The sequence below is a fragment of the Flagellimonas algicola genome (genome assembly GCF_005937185.1).
Classification (GTDB): Bacteria; Bacteroidota; Bacteroidia; order Flavobacteriales; family Flavobacteriaceae; genus Flagellimonas; species Flagellimonas algicola.
The window spans coordinates 56,681-82,271 of record NZ_VCNI01000006.1; the positions used below are offsets into that span (position 1 = coordinate 56,681).

Sequence of the window (25,591 nt, forward strand, 5' to 3'; positions counted from 1 at the left end):
ACCGTAAATGGGAGTTTTTGATAAACTTTTTGGTGGTGGAAAAAAGGTTTCCAAGGAAACCCTGGAAACCCGTGGGGAGCACATGCCCGACCTTAAAATTCCTGTTGACGAAAAATTCACCATCTATTTTAAAAAAAACGGAGGAAAATTCATCTATTGCGAAGATGATTTGGAAATTTCCCAAGCCCTTCAAAACATCATTTCTGAAAACAACTGGCAGCAACATTTTTTCTATACCCTAGATCCTCGATTGGAAAGTAGGTTTGCTTCTGAAAAAATCGGATTTACACATAATAGAAAGGAAAGTGATATTTTCTTTACTACCTGTGAACATTTGGTAGCGCACAATGGTTCCATTTTGGTATGCTCCAATCAAATCAAGGAAAAAAAGTTGGATGAACTCCCCTCAAACCTTATTGTCTTTGCAACTACCAGCCAGTTGGTGGATTCGATAAGTGAAGCTTTGAAAGTCATTAAGGAAAAATATAAAAAGAACATTCCTAACAATATCACCACCTTAAAACACTTCCAACCCACTCCAGAGAACAAAAATGATTTTCTTTCCTACGGAAGTGCCTCAAAAAATGTATATCTTTTGCTGCTAGAAGACTACTGATTACATGAAAGAAATTCTTAGGCGTGGCATAACTGGGGTTATTTATGTGGTACTCCTCATGGGAACCGTTTTTTTAAGCTCAGATGCCTTTGATTTCCTTTTTATGGTCTTCGGATTGGCCTGTTTGTACGAATTTAAAAGAATCGTACATCTAAAAAACTACTATGTATATGTGGCCTACCTAGCGCTTTGGTGGGCCTTCATTTACTTTGTTACGGACAAATTGATCATCACAGGTTTGATGTTACTGACCATCACCGTGAACCTGGCCCTCCTGGTCTTTCTCTTTTCCAAAAAATCCAAAACCTTTAACACCGCCCAAAAGTTTATCATCGCCGTACTCTACCTTGGCGGAGGTTGTATTTTTCTAACCATGATTCCCTATAAACAAAATAGTTTCTCCCAATTTCTGATCGTCGGCATTTTTATTTTGATTTGGGTTAACGACACTTTTGCGTATTTGGTGGGCAGGAGTATTGGCAGAACCAAACTTTATCCATCAGTTTCTCCAAAAAAAACTGTGGAAGGTTCCCTAGGAGGTTTTATTTTTGCATTGTTAGCAGCATACTTCCTGGCAAAATATGAGCCTAGTTTGACGCTCATGCAGTGGATGGTTTTAGCCACTGTAATCGTAATAGCCGGAAGTTTAGGGGATTTACTGGAATCCAAGTTTAAACGAATAGCCCAAGTTAAAGATAGTGGGGCCATATTACCCGGCCATGGTGGCATTTGGGATCGTTTGGATAGCTTGGTATTTGCCGCTCCCTTCGCATATTTGACACTTAATATATTTTCATATGTTTCATAGAGAAGGCCAAAAAATAATTATTATCACCTTTTTTCTGGTTGTTGCCCTAATTCTTGCCGCCCAGTTTTATGTGGAATTGGAATGGCTACGATTGGGAATCCAGATAGGTGGGCTTGTGCTATTGATTTTGGTTTTGCAATTCTTTAGAAACCCAAAACGGCCTGTGACTCCCAATTTTGATGAAATTTTGGCTCCCGTGGATGGCAAGGTGGTTGTTATTGAGGAAGTAGACGAACCCGAATATTTTAAGGGCAAACGCAAGCAGGTCTCCATATTTATGTCGCCGGTAAATGTTCACGTAACCAGATATGCGGCCAGTGGCACAGTAACCTATTCCCAATATCATCCAGGAAAATACTTGGTGGCATGGCACCCAAAATCCAGCACTGAGAACGAACGTACTACGGTAGTTTTGCATACCCCAAAATTTGGAGAGATTGGGTATCGTCAAATAGCAGGGGCCCTAGCACGCCGTATTGTGAATTATGCGGAAGAAGGAGAACAAGTGACCCAAGGACAAGATGCTGGATTTATCAAGTTTGGTTCTAGGGTGGATTTGTTGTTACCCTTGGATTGTGATATCACTGTTAAGCTAAATCAAAAAGTCGTTGGCGCCAAAACATGCATTGCATCGCTTAGAAAACAGGATGACTGATGAGGAATTACATAAGCTATTTGAAGAGGCTGTGGCTTTCGTAAGCAGCTACACCCAACCCATGCCTGCCGATTTGCTCCTCAAACTGTACGCCTATTACAAGATAGCCAATAAGAATTTCAGTAATCCTGGAAGTAAAACGCCTTTGATCAATGCCTTTAAGGCCAATGCTTTGATCCAAGCCCAAAACATAGGCGCGGACGAAGCCATGCGCAATTATATAGAGCTTGTGAATAAGGAGTTAAGGGAAAAACCGTCCAAATCCTAGTCCTGCATCTCCACCACCCTGGTTTTTGAAATCGTATCGTGCCATCCAATAGCATCTTTTCCCAAAAAGGAAAACGCTTCAAAAGGAATGATACGGCATAAACTACGTACCAGAATGTCATTGAAAGTAGGTTTTTCACCATTTTCCAGTACCACCTTGGTCTTGGTAAAGAACTTCCTAATAGATCGGCCTGTAAATCCTTCAAAAAAGGTGTAGTATACTAAAAGCAGGACAGCACCGAGAGCATAGTCCACCAACATGTTGTCCTGTTCCAAAAGATACAACTTATCGGGTGCCACATAACTCAAAACGAGTCCAATAGCCCCGCCCACAAGTGCGCCAAGGCCAACAATAAAAAGGTAATCTATAAGATAATTGATGAACCGCTTGCCAGCACTGGCTGTTGGCAAATGAACCTCATCCGAATACATGCTTCCAAAACTTCTTGGGGAAAGGTTCCCGTCTTTTTCAAAGGAGGAACATTCGTTTTCGAAATTGGCTAGTTCATTGGTTATCCCACAAAGGATACCGCGTTCAAAATCATTTTTCCGGTGTGTACAAATCTTACAAAAAGCCAGGTGTTGCTGTCGGGTCATGGTTGGTTGGAGTTATCAAGCTTAAACGCTTAAAAGTTCCTATTCATTGTGCAAACAATGTTGTCCCCATAAAAACTATACTGCCAATTGCCCTTTATCCAACGATGTGTTTTCAAAATAGGCGAAATAGATCGCACCTACTATGGTGCTCAGAAAATAAATCCCAACCAAATAATTACCAAAAAACAGATAAGAATTTAACCCAAACCAGTCCCCAGTAAAGTAAATGAGCAGTAGTCCTGCCAACGCTCTAAAAAGTTCAATCCAAATGGCATAAGACGCCTTGTCCATCAGCGATGTATAGCCATAAATTCCAATGAAAATAAAGACTCCGAACAATAACAGCCCGTTGAATCCAATCTCAGTGTAGTTGTAAAACATAAAGAGCATCAAACCGGTATTGGCGAGCAATTGATAAATGGAATATCCTTTTAACGCAGAGGAAGCTTCTGGCATGAACTTCTGAAAATTATAAACATCATCAATAATCTGGATAGGGTATTTCTTCTTAACATCTGCCGGACGCCAACCTGTTGGCATAAACCAGATTCGAAGTTTGTCCATATAACTTTGGGTTCTCCAAGCATCCTTAATCAGTCTCCAAAGGTGTTGGAAATTGATCAAGATTGGATTCCAAGTATTTGCAGGTTTCAAAACGCCATACTGGGGAGGTACTTCTTCCAATTCTTCTTGAAACGTACCGAACATCCGGTCCCAAAAACTAAAAATCTGTCCCAAATTTTTATCAATGTATTCAGGATTAATGGCATGGTGTACCCTGTGCTGAGACGGGGTAATTATAATGTATTCCAACCAGCCCATTTTGCCAATATGTTGAGTATGGTACCAGAATTGGGCAAAGAGATGCAGCGGTCCCAAGATGGCCACCACTTGGTGTGGTACCCCCAGCAATGCGGCAGGAATCATTAAGAGTGGAAAATAAACCAGCAAATTGGATATGGACTGACGCAAAGCGCAGGCCAGGTTAAATTCTTCACTGCTATGGTGGATTACATGTTGGTTCCAAAAGAAATTGATGCGATGGCTCAACCTATGGTTCCAATACCCAGCAAAATCCAAGGTCAGGAATCCAAGTACCCACACAACCCAAGTAGTCTGGATTTCCATTAGGGCCAAATGTTCCAACAGATAGGGATAAGTGACCAAAACCACACCCAGTCCAAGAGAGTCTTTCACCACATTGGTCAACCCGGAGCTGAGACTGCTCACCGTGTCCATTACATTGTGCTTCTGGTTCTTGACAAAATACCCGTAGATGACTTCAAAAAGTACCAAACCTACAAAAAATGGAATGGCATACAATAAGGCTGTAGCGTAGGTTTCCATAGCTCTAAAGATATAAAACCAGATAGAAATAAGCTACACCACTTCTACCCTTACCACAACCGATTTACTTACCGGTGTCTGGCTTTTATCAGCATATAGATCAATGGGAACCAAGACATTGGTCTCGGGAAAGTAGGCACAGAGGTTTTGGGAAGGGATGTCATAGGGTATGACCTTAAAGTTTTGAGCTCTCCTTTCCTTGCCGTCATAATTGCTCACCAAATCCACCACCTGTTGCGGTTGCAGTCCTTTGCCATCCATATCCCTTTGATTCATAAAAACCACCCTGCGCTCACCATAGATTCCTCTATACCTGTCATCCATGCCATAAATGGTGGTATTGAACTGATCATGGCTTCGAACAGTCATTAACAGAAATTCATCTGCTTTCAATTCAATATCCGGGAGTTTGCAAACGGAGAATTGTGCTTTTCCTCCTGGTAATTTGGAAAAATCCGCCACTCTGGCATTGTTGGGCAAATAAAATCCAGAACCGGCCGATCTATTGGAATAGTTTTGGTATCCGGTCAGAACTTTTTCAATTTTATCACGAATCAATTCATAGTTTGTCGCAAATTTGTTCCAGTTAATGGTTGACTTTCCACCAAAATATGCATCCGCAATTCGGGCCACGATTTCGGGTTCGCTCTTAAGATGCTTACTCGCTGGTTTTAATCTCCCCTTGCTCTGATGCACTTTTCCCATGCTATTTTCCACAGTCACAAACCTGCCTTGATCTTGTTCCGTTCTTCCCAAAGTGGGCAGTATCAAAGAGGTTTGTCCTGCAGTAAGGTGTGTTCTGTTCAATTTGGTGCTTACTGAAACCGTTAGCTTGCAGCGTTGTAGTGCTTCCGCGGTATACGCTGTGTCCGAAGCTGCTGACACAAAGTTTCCTCCCAAGGCCACAAAAATTTTGGCCTTGCCTTCAAACATGGCTTGAATGGCATGAACCGTATCCAGACCTTCTTTTGCCGGTGGTTCAAAATCAAATTCGTCCTTTAGCGCATTATTGAGAGATTCAGAAACATGGTGCATAATACCCACACTACGATCCCCCTGTACATTGCTATGACCCCGAACCGGGCAAGTACCCGCTCCTTTTTTGCCGATGCTGCCCTTAAGTAGTAATAGATTAACGCATTCCTTGATGTTATCCACGCCATTTTTGTGCTGGGTTAGCCCCATGGCCCAACAAATAATAATTTTTGAATTCTTGGCCAGAACCTCAACAGCTTGATCCACTTCCTCGGAATCCACTCCGCAGCGACTAAGCAAGTCTAACTCGTCTTGCTGCTCCAAATCCACTAAAAGCTCTTGATACCCATGGGTTTTGGTCGAAATAAAATCCAAGTCAAATATCTTTTGGTTGGATTTCTGTTTTTCCGCCAATCGCTTCATGATCAGTTTTAGCAGTGGTACATCTTGGTTAACCTTAACCTGAAGAAAAATATCGGTCAGTATAGTGCCCTTTCCTAAAATACCACTAACCTTTTGCGGGTTTTTAAATCGATTTAACCCGCTTTCGGAAAGCGGATTCACCGTTATGATTTTCCCACCATTTTGCTTGCATTTTTGAAGTGCTGACAACATTCTTGGATGGTTGGTTCCTGGATTCTGACCGATGACCATCACTACTTCGGCCTCATCAAAATCCTCTAAAACCACAGATCCCTTACCTATACCCAAGGTTTCGGATAGAGCCACTCCACTGGATTCATGGCACATATTGGAGCAATCAGGCATATTGTTGGTCCCAAAAGCACGCACAAAAAGGCCGTAAAGAAAAGCGGCCTCGTTGCTGGATCTCCCTGAGGTATAGAACACAGCTTCATCAGGATTATCCAATGTTTTCAAATACTCTGCAATGGTAACATAGGCATTCTCCCAAGAAATAGGCTCATAATGAATAGACCCGGGTCTAAGTATAAATGGTTCGGTAATTCTACCACTTTTACCAATTTGGTAGTCGGTCCAAGTGGACAACTCTTCCACCGAATATTTTTGAAAGAAGTCACGATTCACCCGTTCAAAAGTGGTTTCTTCTGCAATGGCCTTAACCCCATTTTCACAATACTCTCCCAGTTTGGAAGGTTTAACCGGATCCGGCCAAGCACATCCCGGACAATCAAACCCTTCCTTTTGGTTCATTTGGGATAAGGTCTTGATAGAGCGAAAAAGGCCCGACTCCTTGTTCACATGCTCCAGTGCCACCTTTATCGCAGGCATTCCAGCGGCAAAAGCCTTGGGCTCTGACACCTTTAAGTTTGCAAAAGAGATGTCTCCTGTAACTGATATATTGCGCTTTTTCTTTTTTTCCATAATCCTCAAAGCTTAAGGCTAAAGATAGGAATTACTTAACTTTTTAAACAAACAAAATAAAGTGCCTTTGAACTAGGGAAAATCCATCTAAATCACCCCTTTAAAGGTTGAAGGTTTCCTTGATACTCTCTGTGGAAAGCAATTTCTTGATGGATGCCATTTTATCAGGGCCTTGTAAAAATGGATGTTCTTGATATAGCTTTTGATATTCTGACAGCACTTCATTGGAATAGGAAGCTACTTTTTTCCCCACAACTTCATTGATTTTAGAAAGTACGTCTTTTTGAAAGTGGAGCGCCTTTGGATCCACATAACCCATTTTAATAAAACCGGCAGTTTTACGGTGACACCTACAGGGATTGGACCTATTGATCAAGCCACATTTGTGGTCCATAAAATTGTACAATTGCTTTTTGGCCCTATGGAGTTTAACCCTGAAGTTCTGCTTGCTTATCTCCATAATTTCACTTCCCACAGAGTCCGGAAACTCGAACAATTCCCCTATGATAAATATGAGTCGCTGTTCCCTATCCAAACACAACAGCATGCCTTTCATGCAACTGATCTTGGCCTCATTGACCAATAATTTTTCCTCAACCTCATAGGTATAATTGGAAAGAGACTCATCGGGTAATTGATCCAAGCCTGCACCAAATTGTTCAAATGTTGGTGGATTTACCTCATGCTTTCCCCTTTTCATATTTAGAAAATGGTTCTTCACAATACGGTACGTCCATGTGCGGAAGCTGGAGCGTTGTTCAAAGGTGTCCAATTTGGTTATTACTTTGATCAGTACCTCTTGGGTAAGGTCCGCCGCCTCATCTGCATCCCCAACAAAGGTTAACGCCACGTTGTAAATCCAATCCTGATTTCTGGTAATCAACAATTCCAGAGAGGCCTTATCCCCAGATAAGGCCTTTTCAATCAGTTTTTCTTCTGAAACATGTTCATTGGAATCCTTCTTCATGGTTTCTTGGACATTAGATAACTCCCATGGGGGTTATCAAAGGTAAGTAACCATTTGCCATTGGGTTGTTTCCGCAAATGGGCAACGGAAAGTCCGCTTTGGGTGATCGGTGTCCCATTAGGAGCCGTACCCTTCATAATCCAGGGTGCAATATGAGTGGCTGATTTTCCATTCACAAAGACCTCATGACCGTTGGGGTATTCAAATTGTGGCTTAATGGCAAAGGCTGCTAAAAACATTTCCCGAAGCTGTTTTTTATCGGTAACCCGCATTTCCGGTTCAAAAACCACCAAGGCTCCTTCCTGGTAACTTGACATAACTCCATCAATATCTGCATTATTGAACGATTTTGTCATGGAGGCAATTGCGCCCAATACTGCTTGTTCTTCTTTTGAAATTGTTGTTTGCATAACTTTTTGTTTTTGGGATTTCATACTTGTGGTCATTCCAAAGCCAATGACCAACATTACGTACATGTGTCTTTTATTTATCATATTAAATGCTTTATGATTTGGACACATCCCAAATGCCAACTGTTACAGTTGTACCCCAAAAATTATGCGAATAACTACATTTTGAAGATTCGTCTAAGCTTGAAGTATAAACCCTAGGAAGTTATTTCACGATGGCCAAAGGAGCAGTACTTTTCCAACTACCTCTGGTAAAATCAGGGAAAGGTTGTGGAGCGCCACCACTGGCCACAGAACGCTCACTCAATGGAGCTACGGCACTCCAGAAGCATCCCTCGTATACATTTTGATCCAATGGCAATCCCTTTTGCAAACATTCCACAATACGATACATCATGATACCATCCATACCACCATGTCCACTGCCTTTGGTGCTTTCGTTTAATCTTTTGTACAAGGGGTGATCATATTTATCATACACCGCAGCCAACTGGTCGCCCTGCACCCATGAGTGATGATCTTTGGTTATTCCATCCACGCCACCTTCCAGGGCCACTCGGGTTGGAAAACCTGCCAAAGTCCCCGCCGTTCCCTGGATAAGGTTCAATCTACTGTATGGTCTGGGACTGGTTTCATCCCATTGCACCATTACGGTTCTACCCAAAGTGGTCTTTATGATCGAAGTATTTAAATCTCCCCCTTTATAATCCAACTGGTTCCATTTGTGATCCGCTGGATAGTTCTTTTTGGCATAAGCGCTTCTTCCTATTGCGGGGGTGGAAAAAGAAACCAAACTTCCAAAATTGTCGTCTGTTCTTCCCAAATTCATGTATTGTGCCACCGGACCCAAGCCATGCGTTGGGTATAGGTTTCCATTTCTATGGGCATAGTGATAGGTTCTCCAAGAACCTGTTCCTCTTTTTTGCTCCTCCATCTGCCCTCTAAGTTCGTGGATATAAGCAGCTTCGCCATGCAAAATTTCGCCTAACGCACCCTGTCTACACATATTTAAAAATAGGAGTTCGTCCCGGCCATAGTTCACGTTTTCCATCATCATGCAGTGCTTTTGGGTTCGTTCCGAGGCATCAACAATATCCCACATCTCATCCAAGCCTACGGCTATGGGAACCTCCACAAAGGCATGGGCACCCTGGTTCATGGCTTCAATGGCCATGGGAGCATGACTTAACCAGTTCGTAGCGATGAAAACCACATCAGGTTTGATTTCTGCCAACATTTTTTTCCATTGGTTTTCGTCTCCCGAGTATTTGGCAATATTCTTATGTCTTTTTTTACCGGCAACTTCCCTTACCCATCCTATCTTTTGATCTACCAAATCTTCATATAAATCGCAAATAGCTACCACTTCGGTACCTTCCAATGCAGCAAAGGATTTTAAATGGGTACCACCTCTTGCACCTACCCCAATAAATGCCGCCCTGATCAGATCCAATTTTGGGGCAGCAAAATCACCCATATACATAGCTTTCGAAGGTCTTTTCATATCAGCTTTTAAGTAGCTGGGCATTACTGAAATGGCGGCTGCCGATAGCGAAGTCTTTTTAAGAAAATTACGGCGATCAAAGTTTTTCATGGTGATTTTAATTTTAAATGTTAACGTTAACACTTTTCTATCTCGAATGTATGAAAAAATGACATTTGTTCCATCTTATCGGTCAAAATACTTTACCAGATGGGTCAATTAGGCTCAATTTCAGTGCCTGATTTGGGCCGCCTGAGCCCGTCAATATTGAAGACCTAGCTTTATTTAAGAATTACTTTCAAAAAATGTTCTTTATATGCCCTACCAATGGGAATTGTATGCCCGCCTTCAAGATATATCAGGTTGCCCATAATTTTGTCAATTTTATCTGTATTGATAACGTGTGACTTATGGGTTCTGATAAAGTTTGTTCCCGGAAGCGCTTCCAGCCAAAACCGCAATGGTTCACTGGACAGGTATTTTCGGTCCGGGGTCACAACCTCCGTATAGTCCGAATCGGAGTCGATATGTAAAATATCGTCCAGATGAATTTTGATATGTTCATATCCAGACTTAATATAAATGTGGCTTTTAGGTGCCATTGCTATTTCTTTGTCGCCGGTTAGAACATGGGTTGCCTTAACAACCGGCACTTTCGCCACTGCTTTTAAAAAGCGTTGAAATGAAAAGGGTTTCAATAAATAATCCACAACATTGAGGTCATAACTTTCCAACGCATACTCGGAAAATGCCGTGGTGAGTATGACATGTGGGGGATTGGGTAGGGATTTTAAAAAATCCAATCCTGATATCTTGGGCAAATGGATATCCAAAAACAAAAGGTTGATAGGTTCTGCATTGAGAAATTCCATGGCTTGAAGGGCATCTGAAAAAACACCTTTCAGTTCCAATGCATCCACATCCTCAATGAATTTTTTCAAAATCCGTTGGGCAGGCGGCTGATCTTCAATAATGATACATTTCATTTCATTCTGATTTTTCCAGCTCCATGGTCAGTAAGACGGAAAATTGGTTGCTCTCCTTTCTGATCTCCAGTTCATGCCGGTTGGGATACAACAATTGCAAACGCTTTTTTACGTTGCTCAGTCCAATGCCATTGGCCACCGCATCCAGCTCTTTTACATCCTCAAAATTATTGCTACACGTAAATTGCAACTGATTGCCTTTTTGGCTCACATTGATATCAATGGAAATATTCGACGATTGCCCGGATTGGCTATGTTTGAAGGCATTTTCAATAAATACAATCAAAATCAGGGGGGCCACCTTATATCCCGAATTTATCTGATGGGTTTCAAATCGAACCTTACCCCTATCCTCAATTTGTAGCTTATACAATTTGATAAAGTTGTCCAATTGCTCAATTTCCTTTTTTAGCGGAACAAATCTCTCTTTGCATTCATAAAGCATATACCGCAAAACCCCGCTCATTTCCAAAATTATTTCGGGAGTTTTGGGTGAGTTTTCAAGCGCATAGGAGTATAGGTTGTTTAGATTATTGAACAAGAAATGGGGGTTGATCTGTGATCGGAGAAACTGAAGTTCACTTTCTTCAACTGTGCTTTTTAACTCATCTATCTGTTTTTGCTTCTGCAGGGCATCCCACGCAAACTTAAACCCAGATAAAATGGCCAGAATAGGGACCACTCCAAACAAGGACCAGTATAATCCAGGAATTATTTGTGCCCTCCGAGTTCCTGCAAAAAAGATGGGTTCCAAAACCCCCTCTTGGAGCATTACCGTTCCCACAATAACCATCAACACTCCTCCAAAAAACTTCCAATGCTTTTTTTGATACAGATAACGGGGCATCAAAAAATAGGTGATCAAAATTGTCCAAAGGGTGTAATTCAAAAAGAAAGCTATCTGAAAACCTTCTATACCAGGATTCCTTCGATCATAAGTATAGAACCAAAAGACCAATATATGGAGCACAACCTGAAAAATAAGTTCTCTACGCGGAATCAAAATTTAGTTCTTTTAGATGTCAAAATTACTTTCATAAGGTAACAAAAGAAAAGATATCCCGTCAACAACCCAATACGTTCCGTAATCAACAGCTCTCTTAAATATTTAATAAATGATGTCGATTATGGCAAAAGGCAGGTTGTTCGCAGAATTTAGAGGCTGCCCATGAAGATTCATTAGCATCTTTGGTATACGATTTCCAATTATATTGAATTGACTATGCAATCCAGATTGTTATTCCTTACTATTCTATTTATGGCCCTCGGCATTTTATCCTGTCCGGCTCAACAAAATACGACTGTTTTTAGCGGTAAGGTAGTCGACAGGTCCAGCGGTCAAGGCGTGGCCTACGCCACCGTTATGGTTGCGGACAACACCACCAAGCAGGGAATATCAGGCACCACTACCTTGGAAGATGGTTCGTTTGTTCTGGAAACCAATGCTACGGACTTCTACCTAGAAATTAGTTTCATCGGATATCAGAAGAAAATTGTGGAACCTAAGGCCTCAGCTGGTGGTAGAATCGATTTAGGAACCATCCAAATCAGCGAGGATGCCCAACAATTGGAAGAGGTTGTGGTAGAGGGCGAAGTTTCAAAAACTGTGTTCAAATTGGACAAAAGGGTGTTTAACGTGGGGAAAGATTTGAGCAGTACTGGAGCCAGCGCATTGGAAGTGCTTAATAATGTTCCCAGTGTCAATGTAAATATTGAGGGACAAATCAGTTTACGCGGGAGTCAAGGAGTTCAAGTACTTATTAATGGAAAGCCATCCATTATATCCAGCGACGAAAGCAATGCCTTAGGTACGATTACCGCAGATATGATCGATCGGGTGGAAGTCATCACCAATCCTTCTGCAAAGTACGATGCCGAAGGAACCTCAGGAATCATCAACATCGTTATCAAAAAAGAACAAAGAAAAGGCTTAAACGGGTCGGTTTCCGTGAACACTGGAGCGCCTGATAGCCATAGTGTTGGGATAAGCTTGAACAGAAGAACCGAAAAATTCAATCTGTTTACCCAATTGGGTGCGGGTTACCGTGAAGGGCCCAATGAGGTGGAAAGTAGAAATACCGATTTGGTTAACAATACATCGGTAGTCGCGGTTGGTGAGGAATTCCGTAATGAAACCTACTACAATTTTGTATTGGGGACGGACTATTATTTTGACCCCACGAGTGTTCTGACATTGTCCGGGAACTTTGCCATGGAAATCGAAGATCAACCCTCCACCACCAATTTTGCCACTTTGGAAGGCGACCAAACGGTAACTTCTGAATGGGAACGAACCGAGGTCACGGATGCCACTAATCCTAAATTCAGGTATGAACTGCAATACAAAAAAGATTTTGAGGGCAATGAGGATCATACGCTGCTGTTCAGTGCTTTGGGGAATTTCTTTGGGAAAGACCAATCTTCGGAATTTACGGACACTACCATTTCTGGAGAAAACAATGATGACTCACAATTGACTCGTACGGATTTCAAAGAAGCCGTTTTTACGTTCAAATTGGATTACACCAAGCCGTTTTCTGAAGAATGGACCTTGGAAACCGGAGCACAATACGTCATCAACGATGTTAGCAATGATTACGAAGTTCAAAATTTTATCAATGGGGAATTTGTCATAGACCCGGGGTTGACCAACAATTTTGAATTTGACCAAAAGGTGTTGGGTGCCTATGGAACTGGAGCCTATGAAGGCAAAACATGGGGATTGAAAGCTGGGATGCGCTTAGAGCAAACCAATTTGAAAACTCTTCTGACCAATACCGGAGAGGATAATGACCAGAATTACACCAATTTTTTTCCCAGTGTTCACTCCTCGTACAAGTTCTCCGAGAAGGTTTCATTGCAAGCGGGATACTCCAAGCGTATATATAGACCTAGGCTTTGGGATTTGAATCCATTTTTCAACATTAGAAACAACTTTAACATTCGCCAAGGGAATCCCAACCTAATGCCAGAGTTCACCGATTCGTATGAGCTTACAGGTATCTTTTTCGTTGGAAAAACAGCCTTAAATCTTGGTATTTACCACAGATATACCACAGATGTTATTGAACGTGTGTCCACTTTTGAGAATAATGTAACCACACGACGACCTGAAAATATCGGGACCAACAAAACTACCGGGATCGAATTCAATACCAAATACAGCCCAGCCAAATGGTTGACTTTGAATGCGGATTTCAATTATTTCCAATTTTCAAGGGAGGGCACTTTTGACGCCACGGTTTTTGATTTCAATGCAGACCGATGGACTTCCAAGTTAATGTCCAAAGTGAAATTTCCAGCAGATATTGATATGGAAGTGACCGGAAATTATAGATCCAGCTACCGTACATTCCAAGGAGAAACCAATGGTTATGCCTATATGAACATGGGGTTACGCAAAAAAATGATGAAAGGTAAAGCCATCCTGAATCTAAGTATCAGAGATGTTTTTGCCTCCCGGATCAGTGAAAGTGAAATAGCCCAGGCAGATTTTGAAACCTATAGCCGGCGTTTACGTGGTCGCTTTATAGCCTTTGGATTTAGCTATGGGTTTGGCAAGGGTGAAGCTATGCAGTATTCCGGCGGAAGAAGGAGATAGTTTAACATCTAGAATATAGACTATAGACTTTAGACCTTAGACCTTAGACTCCAAGCGTCAAGCATCAAACACCTAGCACCCAGCACCAAACACCCAGCACCAAACACCCAGCACCAAACACCCAGCACCCAGCATCTAGCATCTAGCATCTAGCATCTAGCATCTAGCATCTAGCATCTAGCACCTAAAATCAAATAGATTCTGGAAACTACCCCAAACTGGCCAAACTCTTTTCCAAAGTCTCAATCTTGGCCTCTGCATCAGCGGCTTTCTTTTTCTCCATGGCCACTACTTTTTCAGGAGCATTGTTCACAAAACGTTCATTACCCAGTTTTTTCTGTACTGATTGCAAAAATCCACGGGTATAGTTAAGCTCCTCGGTAAGTTTTTTGATTTCGGATTCAATGTCTATGGCACCACCCATGGGAATGAAATACTCGTTGCTCTTTACCCTAAAGCTTAAAGCTCCATCCAAACCAGTATCCACAGACTCCATCTGCGAAATATTACCTAATTTGGTGATGATACTGTCCATTTGACTCCCCAATTTTTCACTATTGACCATAAAAAGTTCCAAAGACTCTTTTTGAGGGATGTTCTTTTCTTTTCTAATGGTCCTAATTCCCGAAATCACCTCAGCAGCAAAGTCAAAATTGGAGATTAGGCTAGCTTCCGTTTCTTCTACCGTAGGCCATTTGGAAACAATCAAGGCTTCCGCTGGAGTTCGTTCCGTGATATGCTGCCAGACTTCCTCGGATAAAAAAGGCATAAATGGATGTAAAATCTTTAGATTCTGCTCAAACAAATGGATAACTGCATTATAGGTTGCTTGATCAATGGGTTTTTGGTAAGCCGGTTTAACAATTTCCAACAACCAGGAACAGAAATCATCCCAGACCAGTTTATAAATGGCCATAAGCGCATCTGAAATACGGTATTTGGAGAAATGATCCTCTATTTCAGCCAAAACCTGATTGAATCTGGCCGTATACCAATCAATTCCAGTTTTTGCGGATTCTGGTTGTTCCAAATCGGCAATTTCCCATCCTTTGATCAATCGGAAAGCATTCCAAATTTTATTGGCAAAGTTTTTACCTTGTTGGCAAAGGGCTTCATCAAACATTAAGTCGTTTCCGGCTGCAGAACTCAATAAAAGTCCCACCCTAACACCATCGGCTCCAAAATCCTCAATCAATTTCAATGCATCCGGCGAATTTCCTAGCTGTTTGGACATTTTTCTGCGCTGTTTGTCCCTTACCAACCCGGTTAGGTATACATTTTCAAAAGGACGCTTACCTTGGTACTCGTATCCAGAGATAATCATACGCGCTACCCAGAAAAACAGAATATCCGGCCCGGTGACCAAATCGCTGGTAGGGTAATAATAGCTTATATCCTGGTTGTCCGGTTCCAAAATACCTCCGAAGACGCTTATGGGCCATAGCCATGAAGAGAACCAGGTATCCAGAACATCGGCGTCCTGGCGTAAATCGGATTCCTGGATTTTTGGATTCTTGGATTGAGCTTTTTTGAGGGCTTCCTGCTTGGTTTCAGCCACTACAAAGTCCTCCTTCCCATCACCAAAATAGTAGGCTGGAATCTGCTGACCCCACCACAACTGACGGGAAATGTTCCAGTCCCGGATGTTTTCCATCCAATGGCGATAGGTGTTTTCAAACTTTTTGGGATAAAGCTTTATGTCGTTCGTCTTTAACACTCCTTCAATTGCAGGTTTTGCCAATCCTTCCATTTTTAAGAACCATTGGTCGGAAAGTCGAGGTTCAATAACAGCCTTCGTACGCTCCGAGGTACCCACCTTGTTCGTATGCTGTTCGGTTTTGACCAAAAATCTTTTTTCCTCCAGTTCTTTGGAGATTTCCTTTCGAACCACAAATCGGTCCTTGCCTTGGTAGTGCAAACCATAGGAATTTAATGAAGCATCCTCATTGAAAATATCAACAACTTCCAGATTGTGCTTATCTCCCAAATTCTTATCGTTTTCATCGTGCGCGGGGGTAACTTTCAAGCATCCTGTACCAAATTCCATGTCCACGTATTCATCCTCAATAATCGGAATAACCCGGTTACAAATAGGAACAATGGCGTTTTTGCCCTTTAAATGACCATATCTTTCATCGTTGGGGTTGATACAAATTGCGGTATCTCCCAAAATAGTCTCAGGTCTGGTGGTTGCGATGGTTACCTTCTCATCAGATCCTTCAATAGGATACTCCAGATAGTACAGAGAACCTTGACGTTCCTCATAGATCACTTCTTCATCCGAAAGCGTTGTTTTTGCCTGTGGATCCCAATTCACCATTCGGTAGCCCCTGTAAATCAAGCCTTTTTCAAATAAATCCACAAAAACCCTGATCACGGAGGCTGACATATCGTCATCCATGGTAAACTTTGTACGCTCCCAATCGCAGGAACATCCCAATTTCTTCAATTGTTGGAGGATAACACCACCATATTCGTTGGTCCAATTCCAAGCATGCTTTAAGAACTCATCCCGGGATAAATCAGCTTTTTCAATCCCTTCTTCCTTCAGTTTGGCCACCACTTTAGCCTCAGTTGCGATGGAAGCATGGTCCATTCCAGGTACCCAACAGGCATTTTTGCCCAATAAACGCGCCCTACGAATCAGTACATCCTGAAGCGTATTATTCAGCATATGCCCCATGTGCAGCACCCCAGTTACGTTTGGTGGGGGGATCACTATGGTATAGGGTTCTCTATCATCAGGTTTTGAGCTAAAAAAATCATGCTTCATCCAGTACGAATACCAGTTCTCCTCTACCCTTTTGGGCTCATATTTTGATGGAATTTCCATTTTTCGGTATAGTTTTTGTCTTTTTAGGAATCAGATTGGATTTTTGGAAGGAGAGTCGCCATTTTAAATTAACGCTATTCTTCGGCTGAGAGCCAATCTCGAAATACGAAACAAAAATAAGTAACGTTATTACATAACAAAAGAATTTTGGATGCAGGTGTGAAAACATCTAAATTTGGAGTTCACCCAAAACTAGAAATGATGAAAAAAACTGTACTCATGTTGTTTGTAGGGCTACTTTCCCTAGGAATTTATGCTCAGGATGCTACAGCTAAGATTGAATTTAAGAGCGAGACCATTGACTATGGTGAAATTGCCAAAGGAAGTGACGGTGTTCGGGTTTTTGAATTTACCAACACAGGGACTGCCCCATTGGTAATCAGCAACGTAAAATCCAGCTGTGGGTGTACCATCCCAAAAAAGCCGGAAGCTCCAATCTTGCCAGGCAAGACAGGACAAATTGAAGTAAAATATGATACCAAAAGGGTTGGGCCCATCAGAAAAGCCATTACGGTTACTTCCAATGCGGATACGCCAACCAAGGTGCTGAAAATAAAAGGAACCGTGAAAGCGGAAGGCGCCAAATAAAGCTTAAAAATTTATAGAAGAAAAGCCTCGAGAAATCGAGGCTTTTTTTATTTTATTCAAATACATTTTTGAGGACAAAGGAAAACAGCAAATCTTTATTGTAGCGCTCTATCAAGACGCGTACCCGTTTACCTTCCCGCTCGTTGAGCATTTTTAGTACCTCTTGGAGTTTATACCGATGGATTCTTTTTCCATTAATGGCCAAAATCACGTCCCCTTCCAGTAATCCAGCTTCTGCCGCCGGACTTCCGGCCCTGATTCCAGATACGATTATCTCAGGTACTAAACTAAGCCTGGTTTTGTTTTCCAACAAAATTTGAACGTTACCAAAGGTGTCATCATCATTTCTTACCACTCCATTGAAATCGGCTATACTCTCCGCAATATATCGTAACCCATTGTGCTGCAAGGCAACTCCAGCCAGATTATATTGAAAAGGTGTCCTGAAATTGGCATTTTTCTTCAGTGTGACCGTTCCACCGCGATAATTAAAAATAATGTTGAATCGCTTTAATATTTCGCCGCCAACACTACCATTTCTGTCACCCAAGTTTTTAATATATCCAAAGGATTCCCGATAGGGAAAGGCAGCCTTGGCGTCCTTAAGTTCAAAATCCCCAATTTTTACACCCCTTATTTTGGTTCGTTTACCAAATATGTCTCCACTGAGCCCACGCCCCAAATAATCCTCATAGTTCTTTTCAGGGATCTCCAATCCCTTTTCCGGTTGGTGGAACAGCCATAATGCATCGCTACTCCCCGTATCCACCAAAAGTTTTACAGGAACATTGTCCTCATCCTTCATCAAAACGATTCCTTCCACATAGGCTTTCTTGCGCTCAATGGAAATGGGCAAAGTTTGTGCCCTCTTATTATTTTTAGGTGGTCTATAATGGATAGGATTGTGCAGTTTTAGATTACCTGTGCCATAATTGATCTCTACCACAAAGTCACGGAAAAGGTCAAATCCCAAGATTCCGTGGACCGGAATACCCAAGGAGGTGGAAAAATTTATCCCCTTATCCAAAACAACATATAAATCTTGATTATAATTCTTGGCATTTCCAAGTTTGAAGGTATTTCCCATGGAACTCAAAGCCTTCATGGGTTCGCCATCACCAAGACCTCTTATGGTCACTTCAGATACATTGTTGATTTGAATGGAATCTTGATCGGAAAGATTGAATAAAATAGGTTTGCTAACTCCTGAATCCAAGACAAACGTCAATTCTGCCCCATTGATCTCTACTGGGATTATGATCAGGTTGTTCACCATCTCAAAACCAACCCTTTGAAACTTCTGATTTTTGGGCAACTTAAAGCCCTGTGCCGAAACCAAGAAAGGTGCCAGCATTAGAAGAAGTGTAAAAAGTTGCAGGTTTCTTTTCAAATTCCTAGCTAATAATGGGTTATGCTTACTAAATATACAAATTAATGGAGATATTTATTTTAATTTAACATTCTCCTAACCCCTTAAATATTACGTGAATGTGTTGTTTGCGAGAATTGGTTTTCTCATTTTTGCCTAAAATTTAATGCATGCCAACTATTTCTGAAAAAGGGAGTCAAATGCCAGCTTCCCCCATCCGTAAATTGGTTCCATATGCCGAAGCAGCCAAAAAAAGAGGAACCCATGTCATCCATCTGAACATTGGGCAGCCCGATATCAAGACCCCCCAAGTAGCTTTGGATGCAGTACGGAACCATGCTATAGAGGTATTGGCCTATAGCATGACCGAAGGTTCTGAAATCTACCGCGAAAAAATTGCGGATTACTATGCCAAAAACGACATATCGGTTAACGCGAGTGACATTATTGTTACTACAGGCGGTTCTGAAGCGCTCTCCTTTGTCATGGGCACCATTATGGATGGGGATGACGAAATCATCATCCCAGAACCTTTTTACGCCAATTACAATGGTTTTGCCACGGCAGCAGGTGTAAAGGTTGTTCCCATTGTTTCCAGCATTGACAGCAATTTTGCCCTACCACCAATATCCCAGTTTGAACAATTGATCGGACCCAAAACCAAGGCCATCCTTATTTGTAACCCTGGAAATCCAACCGGATATCTGTACAGTAAGGAAGAAATTCAACAATTGGCAAAGCTGGTTAAAAAACACAATCTGTTTCTAATTGCAGATGAGGTATACCGGGAATTTGCGTACGATGGCAGGGAACATTATTCCATACTTCAAGAGCCTGGACTCGAGAACCATGCGGTTATGGTAGATTCGGTATCCAAGCGCTATAGCATGTGCGGTGCACGTATTGGATGTTTGGTGTCCAGGAACAAGGAAGTCATTCAAACAGCTCTAAAATTTGCCCAGGCGCGCTTATCCCCGCCCACATTTGCGCAAATTGCCAGTGAAGCGGCATTGGATACCCCACCATCCTATTTTGATGCCGTGATCAGTGAATATGTGGAACGTAGGAATATTTTGGTGACTGAACTTCAAAAAATTGAAGGGGTCAAAGTGGCTGTACCCCAAGGTGCTTTCTATTGTGTTGCGGAACTGCCTATTTCCAATTCGGATGATTTTGCCCAATGGTTGTTGGAAAAGTTTGAAATGGACGGTGCCACAGTTATGGTTGCTCCCGCTGCAGGGTTTTACGCTTCGGAAGGATTGGGTAAAAACCAAATCAGAATAGCCTATGTGTTGGAAAAAGAAGAATTGGTCAAAGCAGTGCGTATTTTGGGTACGGCCTTGAAAGAGTACACTAATTAATGAACATAGCGGAGAACATATCCCTTAAAAGTTACAATACCTTTGGTATTGATGTTACCGCACGCTCTTTTGTGGAAATCAATGGCCTGGCCCAATTGCAACGGGTGTTGGAGTTAAAGGCGTATCCCAATAAGTTTATTCTAAGTGGAGGAAGTAACGTATTGCTTACTACGGACATTGATGCTTTGGTTATGCACATCAACCTCAAAGGTATTTCCATAGTAGAGGAAACGGATGAAGAAGTTCAGATTAAGGTTATGGCCGGGGAAAACTGGCATGAGCTGGTGCTGTGGAGTCTTGAACAAGGATATGGAGGTTTGGAAAACCTCTCGTTGATACCGGGAAACATGGGGACGGCTCCTATTCAAAATATCGGTGCCTATGGTGTGGAACTGAAGGATGTTTTTGTGAGTTGTGCGGCCATGGAAATTGATACCATGGAGTTGGTAGCATTTGACCAAGAAGCCTGCAATTTTGGCTATCGGGATTCTTTTTTCAAAAATGAAGGCAAGGGCAAGTACATTATTACCTCGGTAACCTTAAAGCTGACCAAAAAAAATCATCAGCTTAATACGGGGTATGGGGCCATAGAAGAGGAATTAAAGAAAAATGGAGTAATCTACCCCACCATTCAGGATATTTCCAATGCTGTTGTTGCCATTAGGCAAAGTAAACTTCCTGACCCCAAGGAAATTGGAAATAGCGGGAGTTTCTTTAAGAACCCCGTAATATCCAAGAAGACCTTTGAGAAATTCAAGAAAAAAAATCCGGATGCCCCATCTTATCCGGTGGACAATGGTCAATTCAAAATTCCCGCGGGATGGTTGATTGAACAATGTGGATTTAAGGGCAGACGATTTGGCGATGCCGGTGTGCACGGAAAGCAAGCTTTGGTATTGGTGAATCATGGAAACGCCACAGGCAAAGAAATTTTGGATTTAGCTGAAAAAATCCAGGAAGAAGTAGAAAAAAAATTCAAGATCAAGATCAACCCGGAGGTAAACATCATATAATAACCCCTGCATTGCAATAATAACAGGGGTTATACCAAACCAAACTAACCAAAATATTAAATACTTCTACAAGTATGTTCTTTAACCAATAATTTAACGCCGTCGAATAATCGATTTTCTAACTTAGCGTTACCTTATATACGAGATAAAGCTTATTTTAGATTTTTGCCCCCAAAATTTAGCCAACAGCCCCTAGATGAGTACACTAATTGAAAGACATATTGTTTCCTTACTTGCTGAAAAGGATGATAAGGCGATTTCGCTATTGTATGATAATTATGGGGACACCTTGTTTGGGGTAGCCTACAAAGTGGTTAAGGATGAGGATTTGGCCCAAGACGTGTTGCAGGAGAGTTTCGTCAAAATCTGGAAAAAAGCGGACTCTTATGACGCTTCCAAAGCTAAATTGTTTACATGGCTGTTCCGAATTACTCGAAATACCGCCATTGACAAACTAAGAAGTATCAATAATAAAGCGGACAAAGAAGTCCAAATAGACGTTTCTGACGTATATAACCTAGGAGTAAGTGGCATTAGGCCCGAATTTATGGACGTCCAAGAGAACTTGGACAAAATAGAAGACAAGTATCGTATAGTGTTGGAAGCCCTGTTTTTTCAAGGGATGACACAGCAAGAGGCCAGTGACGAACTGGAAATTCCTCTGGGAACGATCAAGTCTAGGCTCAAAATTGGATTGCGGGAGCTTGGTAAGATTTACGGCACCTCAATGGCCCTTCTCCTACTAATAAATTTATTGTCATGAAAGAAAAAGTACAACGATTTCTGGATTCCGATATATTGGAAAAATATCTCTTGGACGAAACTTCCAAAGACGAGACGCTTCAGGCAGAGCGCTATATAACCATGTATCCGGAGGTTAGGGACACTTATAACCAACTTCAGGACAACTTGGAGACATTTGCCAAAATGTATGCCCGAAAAACCCCTGAAGGTCTAAAGGAAATCATATTGCATAGTGCCAAAAAGGAAAAAGCGGTCAGCCGTAAATTCTTTAGTTATGGCATAGCTGCCAGTGTGGCGATTCTTATTTTGGCCGGGGCTTCCTATTTCTTCTGGAACCAAAACCAAAACCTTCAAATGGAAAATACTTTGGTGACCAACCAGATCAAGTATCTGGAGGAGAATATGAAAAACCAATTGGAGGATGTTCGTAACCAATTTATTGTACTGAACAATCCCGCCACTAAAAGATACAGGCTTAACGGAAAAAAAGAAGGCAAGGAGCTTAAAGCAGTGGCCTACATCAATCCTGTTAAGAAGCTTTCCTACATCAACGTGAGCAATGTTCCAGAGTTGCCGGAAAACAAATGCTTCCAGATGTGGGCAGAAGTCAACGGTGAATTGGTAAACCTTGGGGTAATCAAACAATTTGAGGACAAGGACAAGCTTTTGGCCCTTCCTTACGCGGACAATGCCATTGGGTATATCACCATTGAGCCCGAAGGTGGAAATACTTCCCCAACCGTTAAGAATATTGTAGCCAATATCAACTACTAGGTATTTATTTAAATTACGCTAACCGTAACGGCTTTAGCTAGGTATTTTGTACCTTTGCGCAAAAGCTGGAATATGAAGTTAGCATTATTGACCATTAGTCTCTTAGCACTTGCCGTTGCTGGCATTGCAATAAAGATTTGGTCCAAAAAAGACGGCAAATTTGCCGGTACTTGTGCAAGCCAAAACCCGTATCTGAACAAAGAAGGCGAGGCCTGTGGATATTGTGGCAAACTTCCCAGCGAGCAGGATTGCAAGAAGGATTCCATTCCTGAACTGCAATAGCTCGTAACCTACTTGGTAAATCTCAATTTTTGAACAAAACGGAGCAATCCATCAAGGAAAACATTCAAAAGGCCAAAAATGGAAATCAAATGGCCTTTAGCCTGTTATTGGATTCCTTTTGGAACGAAGTATATGCCTTTCAATTGGCGCGTACCAAAAATGAGAATGATGCCGAGGATATCACCATTCGAACTTTTTCCAAAGCCTTCGATAAAATTGATTCTTACGACGAATCCTACGAGTTCAAGACCTGGTTGATAACCATTTCCAAAAATCTTCATGTGGATCTCATCCGAAAACGTAAACGAAGCCTATTGGATGAAATGGACAGTCATGGTGATGAAGTAAGGAAAGTGCTGGACGAGTCCCCATCCGTTGAAGATCAATTGATCATAGAGCAAAACTTGGCCCATTTGCTTAGGGATATCAAAAAATTGAAACCGCATTATCAGAAAGTGATCAACCTACGGTATTTTAATGAGCTTAGCTATGCCGAAATCGCCAAGGAACTCAACGAACCTGTCAACAACATTAAGGTAAAATTGCTTCGCGCCAAGAAACTTTTGGCCGAGATTATCCAAAAGCACTAGCTCGTTCAAAGCGCTTGGTTTACTACCCAGTTTCGTATCTTTGCACTTCAAATTTCTTTTATGAGCACAGTCACTCAAGAAAATGTTCTCCCCCCAAAAGGAAAACCGAAATGGCTCAGGGTAAAACTTCCCACAGGGAAAAAATACACACAGCTACGGGGCTTGGTGGACAAGTACGATTTGCACACCATCTGTACCTCAGGTAGCTGCCCCAATATGGGCGAGTGCTGGGGAGAGGGCACGGCAACTTTTATGATTCTGGGAAATATTTGCACCCGTTCATGTGGTTTCTGTGGTGTTAAGACCGGCCGACCCGAAACCGTGGACTGGGCGGAACCGGAAAAAGTGGCGCGTTCCATCAAAATCATGAATATTAAGCATGCCGTGGTCACATCCGTAGATCGGGATGATCTTAAGGACATGGGATCCATTATCTGGGCCGAAACCGTGAAAGCCATCCGAAGAATGAACCCGGAAACCACTTTGGAAACCCTTATTCCAGATTTTCAGGGTATCGAAACCCATTTGGACCGTATTCTAAAAGTAGCTCCTGAGGTGATTTCGCATAATATGGAAACGGTTAAAAGGCTTACACGCGAAGTGCGCATCCAAGCCAAATATGAAAGAAGCTTGGAAGTGCTCAATTACCTGAAAAAAAATGGGGCCAACAGAACCAAATCCGGTATCATGCTAGGGCTTGGGGAACAGGAAAATGAGGTAATCCAAACGATGGAGGATCTTCGGAAAGTTGATGTGGATGTGGTCACCATAGGACAATATCTCCAACCCTCGAAAAAACATTTGCCGGTCAAAGAGTTCATCTTGCCGGAACAGTTTAAAAAGTATGAGGAAATTGGTTTGGAAATGGGCTTCAGACATGTGGAAAGTGGTGCTTTGGTACGCTCCTCCTATAAAGCCCACAAGCATATCCATTAGGATCAATCCTACACATTTCTCCTCTTATGAAGCAAATCAACATTGGCATTAATGGTTTTGGACGTATCGGCAGAACACTTTTTAGACTGCTACAGCAGCATCCCAATATTAATGTGGTTGCTGTCAATGACCTAACGGATGCCAAAACGCTGGCCCATCTGCTAAAGTATGATAGCATTCATGGGACGCTTTCAACGGATATATCAGCAGAAGGGAATCATATTGTCACTGAAAATCACCGTATTGCCATCCTAAATCACAATCATCCGAGCCAAATTGCCTGGGATGCCCACAAAGTGGATATTGTGGTGGAAGCCTCAGGGAAATTCAAAACCAAATCGGATTTGGAGTTTCACCTAAAAAATGGGGCCAAAAAAGTGATTTTATCTGTTCCCCCAGTAGAAGATAACATCAAAATGGTAGTGCTTGGAGTAAATGAGGACATTATAAGTGCGGAGGACGATATCGTATCCAATGCTTCCTGTACCACCAATAATGCGGCCCCCATGATCAAGGTGGTCAACGAGCTATGCGGTATTGAACAAGCTTATATAACCACCATACATTCGTATACATCGGATCAAAGTCTGCACGACAGGCCCCATCGCGACTTAAGGAGGTCCAGGGCAGCAGGTCAGTCTATAATTCCCACCACTACAGGAGCTGCCAAAGCATTGACCCGGATTTTCCCAGATTTATCTGATGTTATCGGAGGTTGTGGTATCAGAGTTCCTGTTCCCAATGGCTCTTTGACTGATATTACCTTCAATGTTAAAAAAGATACCTCCATTGCCGAAATAAACAGTACTTTTAAGTATTACGCCAATAACGAACTTAAAAACGTATTGCATTTTACCGAAGACCCCATTGTTTCCATCGATATAAACAATAGTTGCTATTCTTGTACGTTTGATTCTTTGATGACCTCCGTTATTGGGAAAATGGTGAAAATTATCGGATGGTACGACAATGAAACTGGGTATTGTTCCAGAATTATTGATTTAATAGCTTTGTTTATTAAGAAAAACTACGTTTGACCTCGAAT

General features: G+C 41.9%; 24 protein-coding genes. 14 read left to right on the top strand and 10 right to left on the bottom strand.

The genetic code is table 11. From position 1 onward, the window contains the following. Positions 1 to 7 precede the first annotated feature (7 nt). From FGG15_RS19380 to FGG15_RS19395, 4 genes are read left to right on the top strand one after another with little or no spacing between them, the layout of a single operon-like run. On the top strand, positions 8 to 616 hold the full coding sequence (locus FGG15_RS19380) for an LUD domain-containing protein (RefSeq protein WP_138839435.1): 609 nt from the start codon (positions 8 to 10) through the stop codon (positions 614 to 616). 4 nt (positions 617 to 620) lie between these two features. Further along, positions 621 to 1,424, top strand: a complete 804-nt coding sequence (locus FGG15_RS19385) for a phosphatidate cytidylyltransferase (RefSeq protein WP_138839436.1) — start codon at positions 621 to 623, stop codon at positions 1,422 to 1,424. Next, positions 1,414 to 2,079: a phosphatidylserine decarboxylase family protein gene (locus tag FGG15_RS19390; protein WP_138839437.1), complete on the top strand. Its 666-nt coding sequence runs from the start codon at positions 1,414 to 1,416 to the stop codon at positions 2,077 to 2,079. Before FGG15_RS19385 ends, FGG15_RS19390 begins: the two co-directional genes overlap by 11 nt. Continuing rightward, on the top strand, positions 2,072 to 2,347 hold the full coding sequence (locus FGG15_RS19395) for an acyl-CoA-binding protein (protein ID WP_138839464.1): 276 nt from the start codon (positions 2,072 to 2,074) through the stop codon (positions 2,345 to 2,347). The genes FGG15_RS19390 and FGG15_RS19395 overlap by 8 nt, the downstream gene beginning before the upstream one ends. Here FGG15_RS19395 and FGG15_RS19400 read toward each other — a convergent pair. The 8 genes from FGG15_RS19400 to FGG15_RS19435 all read right to left on the bottom strand — a co-directional run bounded on the left by FGG15_RS19400 (position 2,344) and on the right by FGG15_RS19435 (position 11,458). Continuing rightward, positions 2,344 to 2,943 carry an RDD family protein gene (locus tag FGG15_RS19400; RefSeq protein WP_237561884.1) on the bottom strand — a complete coding sequence of 200 codons (600 nt, stop codon included), beginning with the start codon at positions 2,941 to 2,943 and terminating at the stop codon, positions 2,344 to 2,346. The genes FGG15_RS19395 and FGG15_RS19400 overlap by 4 nt on opposite strands. 75 nt (positions 2,944 to 3,018) lie before the next feature. Continuing rightward, positions 3,019 to 4,290: a sterol desaturase family protein gene (locus FGG15_RS19405; protein ID WP_138839438.1), complete on the bottom strand. Its 1,272-nt coding sequence runs from the start codon at positions 4,288 to 4,290 to the stop codon at positions 3,019 to 3,021. 33 nt (positions 4,291 to 4,323) lie between these two features. After that, positions 4,324 to 6,609 (bottom strand): FdhF/YdeP family oxidoreductase, encoded by a 2,286-nt coding sequence (locus FGG15_RS19410; RefSeq protein ID WP_138839439.1) that lies wholly within the window; start codon positions 6,607 to 6,609, stop codon positions 4,324 to 4,326. A 100-nt stretch (positions 6,610 to 6,709) separates the two neighbouring features. Beyond that, on the bottom strand, positions 6,710 to 7,576 hold the full coding sequence (locus FGG15_RS19415; RefSeq protein ID WP_138839440.1) for an RNA polymerase sigma factor: 867 nt from the start codon (positions 7,574 to 7,576) through the stop codon (positions 6,710 to 6,712). Then, a complete protein-coding gene (locus tag FGG15_RS19420) occupies positions 7,573 to 8,070 on the bottom strand; it encodes a YybH family protein (RefSeq protein ID WP_161992014.1) in 498 nt (165 codons plus the stop codon). Before FGG15_RS19420 ends, FGG15_RS19415 begins: the two co-directional genes overlap by 4 nt. Positions 8,071 to 8,191: 121 nt before the next feature. Then, the gene (locus FGG15_RS19425) at positions 8,192 to 9,580 is read right to left on the bottom strand and encodes a Gfo/Idh/MocA family protein (RefSeq protein ID WP_138839442.1); all 1,389 of its coding nucleotides are present in this window, start codon (positions 9,578 to 9,580) and stop codon (positions 8,192 to 8,194) included. A gap of 170 nt (positions 9,581 to 9,750) precedes the next feature. After that, positions 9,751 to 10,455 carry a LytR/AlgR family response regulator transcription factor gene (locus tag FGG15_RS19430; RefSeq protein WP_138839443.1) on the bottom strand — a complete coding sequence of 235 codons (705 nt, stop codon included), beginning with the start codon at positions 10,453 to 10,455 and terminating at the stop codon, positions 9,751 to 9,753. Between the two features lies 1 nt (position 10,456). Further along, on the bottom strand, positions 10,457 to 11,458 hold the full coding sequence (locus tag FGG15_RS19435; protein ID WP_138839444.1) for a sensor histidine kinase: 1,002 nt from the start codon (positions 11,456 to 11,458) through the stop codon (positions 10,457 to 10,459). A gap of 219 nt (positions 11,459 to 11,677) precedes the next feature. Here FGG15_RS19435 and FGG15_RS19440 point away from each other — a divergent pair, with 219 nt between their 5' ends. Beyond that, positions 11,678 to 14,056 carry a TonB-dependent receptor gene (locus tag FGG15_RS19440; RefSeq protein WP_138839445.1) on the top strand — a complete coding sequence of 793 codons (2,379 nt, stop codon included), beginning with the start codon at positions 11,678 to 11,680 and terminating at the stop codon, positions 14,054 to 14,056. A 208-nt stretch (positions 14,057 to 14,264) separates the two neighbouring features. Here FGG15_RS19440 and FGG15_RS19450 read toward each other — a convergent pair whose 3' ends face one another. After that, positions 14,265 to 16,889, bottom strand: a complete 2,625-nt coding sequence (locus FGG15_RS19450; protein WP_138839446.1) for a valine--tRNA ligase — start codon at positions 16,887 to 16,889, stop codon at positions 14,265 to 14,267. Positions 16,890 to 17,087: 198 nt separating this feature from the next. Here FGG15_RS19450 and FGG15_RS19455 point away from each other — a divergent pair, with 198 nt between their 5' ends. Continuing rightward, complete coding sequence (locus FGG15_RS19455) at positions 17,088 to 17,477, top strand: DUF1573 domain-containing protein (RefSeq protein WP_138839447.1); 390 nt, start codon at positions 17,088 to 17,090, stop codon at positions 17,475 to 17,477. 52 nt (positions 17,478 to 17,529) lie between these two features. Here FGG15_RS19455 and FGG15_RS19460 read toward each other — a convergent pair whose 3' ends face one another. Beyond that, on the bottom strand, positions 17,530 to 18,867 hold the full coding sequence (locus tag FGG15_RS19460; protein ID WP_313791005.1) for an aspartyl protease family protein: 1,338 nt from the start codon (positions 18,865 to 18,867) through the stop codon (positions 17,530 to 17,532). Between the two features lie 149 nt (positions 18,868 to 19,016). Here FGG15_RS19460 and FGG15_RS19465 point away from each other — a divergent pair, with 149 nt between their 5' ends. The 8 genes from FGG15_RS19465 to gap all read left to right on the top strand — a co-directional run bounded on the left by FGG15_RS19465 (position 19,017) and on the right by gap (position 25,583). Next, on the top strand, positions 19,017 to 20,207 hold the full coding sequence (locus tag FGG15_RS19465) for a pyridoxal phosphate-dependent aminotransferase (RefSeq protein WP_138839449.1): 1,191 nt from the start codon (positions 19,017 to 19,019) through the stop codon (positions 20,205 to 20,207). Beyond that, positions 20,207 to 21,220 carry a UDP-N-acetylmuramate dehydrogenase gene (murB, locus tag FGG15_RS19470; RefSeq protein ID WP_138839450.1) on the top strand — a complete coding sequence of 338 codons (1,014 nt, stop codon included), beginning with the start codon at positions 20,207 to 20,209 and terminating at the stop codon, positions 21,218 to 21,220. Before FGG15_RS19465 ends, murB begins: the two co-directional genes overlap by 1 nt. Before the next feature lie 196 nt (positions 21,221 to 21,416). Continuing rightward, complete coding sequence (locus tag FGG15_RS19475) at positions 21,417 to 21,983, top strand: RNA polymerase sigma factor (protein ID WP_138839451.1); 567 nt, start codon at positions 21,417 to 21,419, stop codon at positions 21,981 to 21,983. Then, complete coding sequence (locus FGG15_RS19480) at positions 21,980 to 22,738, top strand: anti-sigma factor domain-containing protein (protein WP_138839452.1); 759 nt, start codon at positions 21,980 to 21,982, stop codon at positions 22,736 to 22,738. Before FGG15_RS19475 ends, FGG15_RS19480 begins: the two co-directional genes overlap by 4 nt. Before the next feature lie 72 nt (positions 22,739 to 22,810). Then, positions 22,811 to 23,020 (top strand): membrane or secreted protein, encoded by a 210-nt coding sequence (locus FGG15_RS19485; protein ID WP_138839453.1) that lies wholly within the window; start codon positions 22,811 to 22,813, stop codon positions 23,018 to 23,020. A gap of 29 nt (positions 23,021 to 23,049) precedes the next feature. Next, positions 23,050 to 23,610: an RNA polymerase sigma factor gene (locus FGG15_RS19490; RefSeq protein ID WP_138839454.1), complete on the top strand. Its 561-nt coding sequence runs from the start codon at positions 23,050 to 23,052 to the stop codon at positions 23,608 to 23,610. A 60-nt stretch (positions 23,611 to 23,670) separates the two neighbouring features. Further along, entirely contained in the window at positions 23,671 to 24,546 is an 876-nt protein-coding gene (lipA, locus tag FGG15_RS19495; RefSeq protein WP_138839455.1) for a lipoyl synthase, read from the top strand. Positions 24,547 to 24,572: 26 nt separating this feature from the next. After that, a complete protein-coding gene (gene gap / locus FGG15_RS19500) occupies positions 24,573 to 25,583 on the top strand; it encodes a type I glyceraldehyde-3-phosphate dehydrogenase (protein ID WP_138839456.1) in 1,011 nt (336 codons plus the stop codon). The last annotated feature ends 8 nt before the right edge of the window (positions 25,584 to 25,591 follow it).

Excerpts from the sequence above, each read along its gene's own strand:
- FGG15_RS19380 (WP_138839435.1), top strand. The coding sequence starts at position 8 with ATGGGAGTTTTTGATAAACTTTTTGGTGGTGGAAAAAAGGTTTCCAAG.
- FGG15_RS19450 (WP_138839446.1), bottom strand. The coding sequence starts at position 16,889 with ATGGAAATTCCATCAAAATATGAGCCCAAAAGGGTAGAGGAGAACTGG.
- FGG15_RS19485 (WP_138839453.1), top strand. The coding sequence starts at position 22,811 with ATGAAGTTAGCATTATTGACCATTAGTCTCTTAGCACTTGCCGTTGCT.
- FGG15_RS19420 (WP_161992014.1), bottom strand. The coding sequence starts at position 8,070 with ATGATAAATAAAAGACACATGTACGTAATGTTGGTCATTGGCTTTGGA.
- gap (WP_138839456.1), top strand. The coding sequence starts at position 24,573 with ATGAAGCAAATCAACATTGGCATTAATGGTTTTGGACGTATCGGCAGA.
- lipA (WP_138839455.1), top strand. The coding sequence starts at position 23,671 with ATGAGCACAGTCACTCAAGAAAATGTTCTCCCCCCAAAAGGAAAACCG.
- FGG15_RS19405 (WP_138839438.1), bottom strand. The coding sequence starts at position 4,290 with ATGGAAACCTACGCTACAGCCTTATTGTATGCCATTCCATTTTTTGTA.
- FGG15_RS19465 (WP_138839449.1), top strand. The coding sequence starts at position 19,017 with ATGCCAACTATTTCTGAAAAAGGGAGTCAAATGCCAGCTTCCCCCATC.
- murB (WP_138839450.1), top strand. The coding sequence starts at position 20,207 with ATGAACATAGCGGAGAACATATCCCTTAAAAGTTACAATACCTTTGGT.
- FGG15_RS19425 (WP_138839442.1), bottom strand. The coding sequence starts at position 9,580 with ATGAAAAACTTTGATCGCCGTAATTTTCTTAAAAAGACTTCGCTATCG.
- FGG15_RS19480 (WP_138839452.1), top strand. The coding sequence starts at position 21,980 with ATGAAAGAAAAAGTACAACGATTTCTGGATTCCGATATATTGGAAAAA.
- FGG15_RS19455 (WP_138839447.1), top strand. The coding sequence starts at position 17,088 with ATGATGAAAAAAACTGTACTCATGTTGTTTGTAGGGCTACTTTCCCTA.
- FGG15_RS19415 (WP_138839440.1), bottom strand. The coding sequence starts at position 7,576 with ATGAAGAAGGATTCCAATGAACATGTTTCAGAAGAAAAACTGATTGAA.
- FGG15_RS19410 (WP_138839439.1), bottom strand. The coding sequence starts at position 6,609 with ATGGAAAAAAAGAAAAAGCGCAATATATCAGTTACAGGAGACATCTCT.
- FGG15_RS19395 (WP_138839464.1), top strand. The coding sequence starts at position 2,072 with ATGACTGATGAGGAATTACATAAGCTATTTGAAGAGGCTGTGGCTTTC.
- FGG15_RS19430 (WP_138839443.1), bottom strand. The coding sequence starts at position 10,455 with ATGAAATGTATCATTATTGAAGATCAGCCGCCTGCCCAACGGATTTTG.
- FGG15_RS19475 (WP_138839451.1), top strand. The coding sequence starts at position 21,417 with ATGAGTACACTAATTGAAAGACATATTGTTTCCTTACTTGCTGAAAAG.
- FGG15_RS19385 (WP_138839436.1), top strand. The coding sequence starts at position 621 with ATGAAAGAAATTCTTAGGCGTGGCATAACTGGGGTTATTTATGTGGTA.
- FGG15_RS19440 (WP_138839445.1), top strand. The coding sequence starts at position 11,678 with ATGCAATCCAGATTGTTATTCCTTACTATTCTATTTATGGCCCTCGGC.
- FGG15_RS19400 (WP_237561884.1), bottom strand. The coding sequence starts at position 2,943 with ATGACCCGACAGCAACACCTGGCTTTTTGTAAGATTTGTACACACCGG.
- FGG15_RS19390 (WP_138839437.1), top strand. The coding sequence starts at position 1,414 with ATGTTTCATAGAGAAGGCCAAAAAATAATTATTATCACCTTTTTTCTG.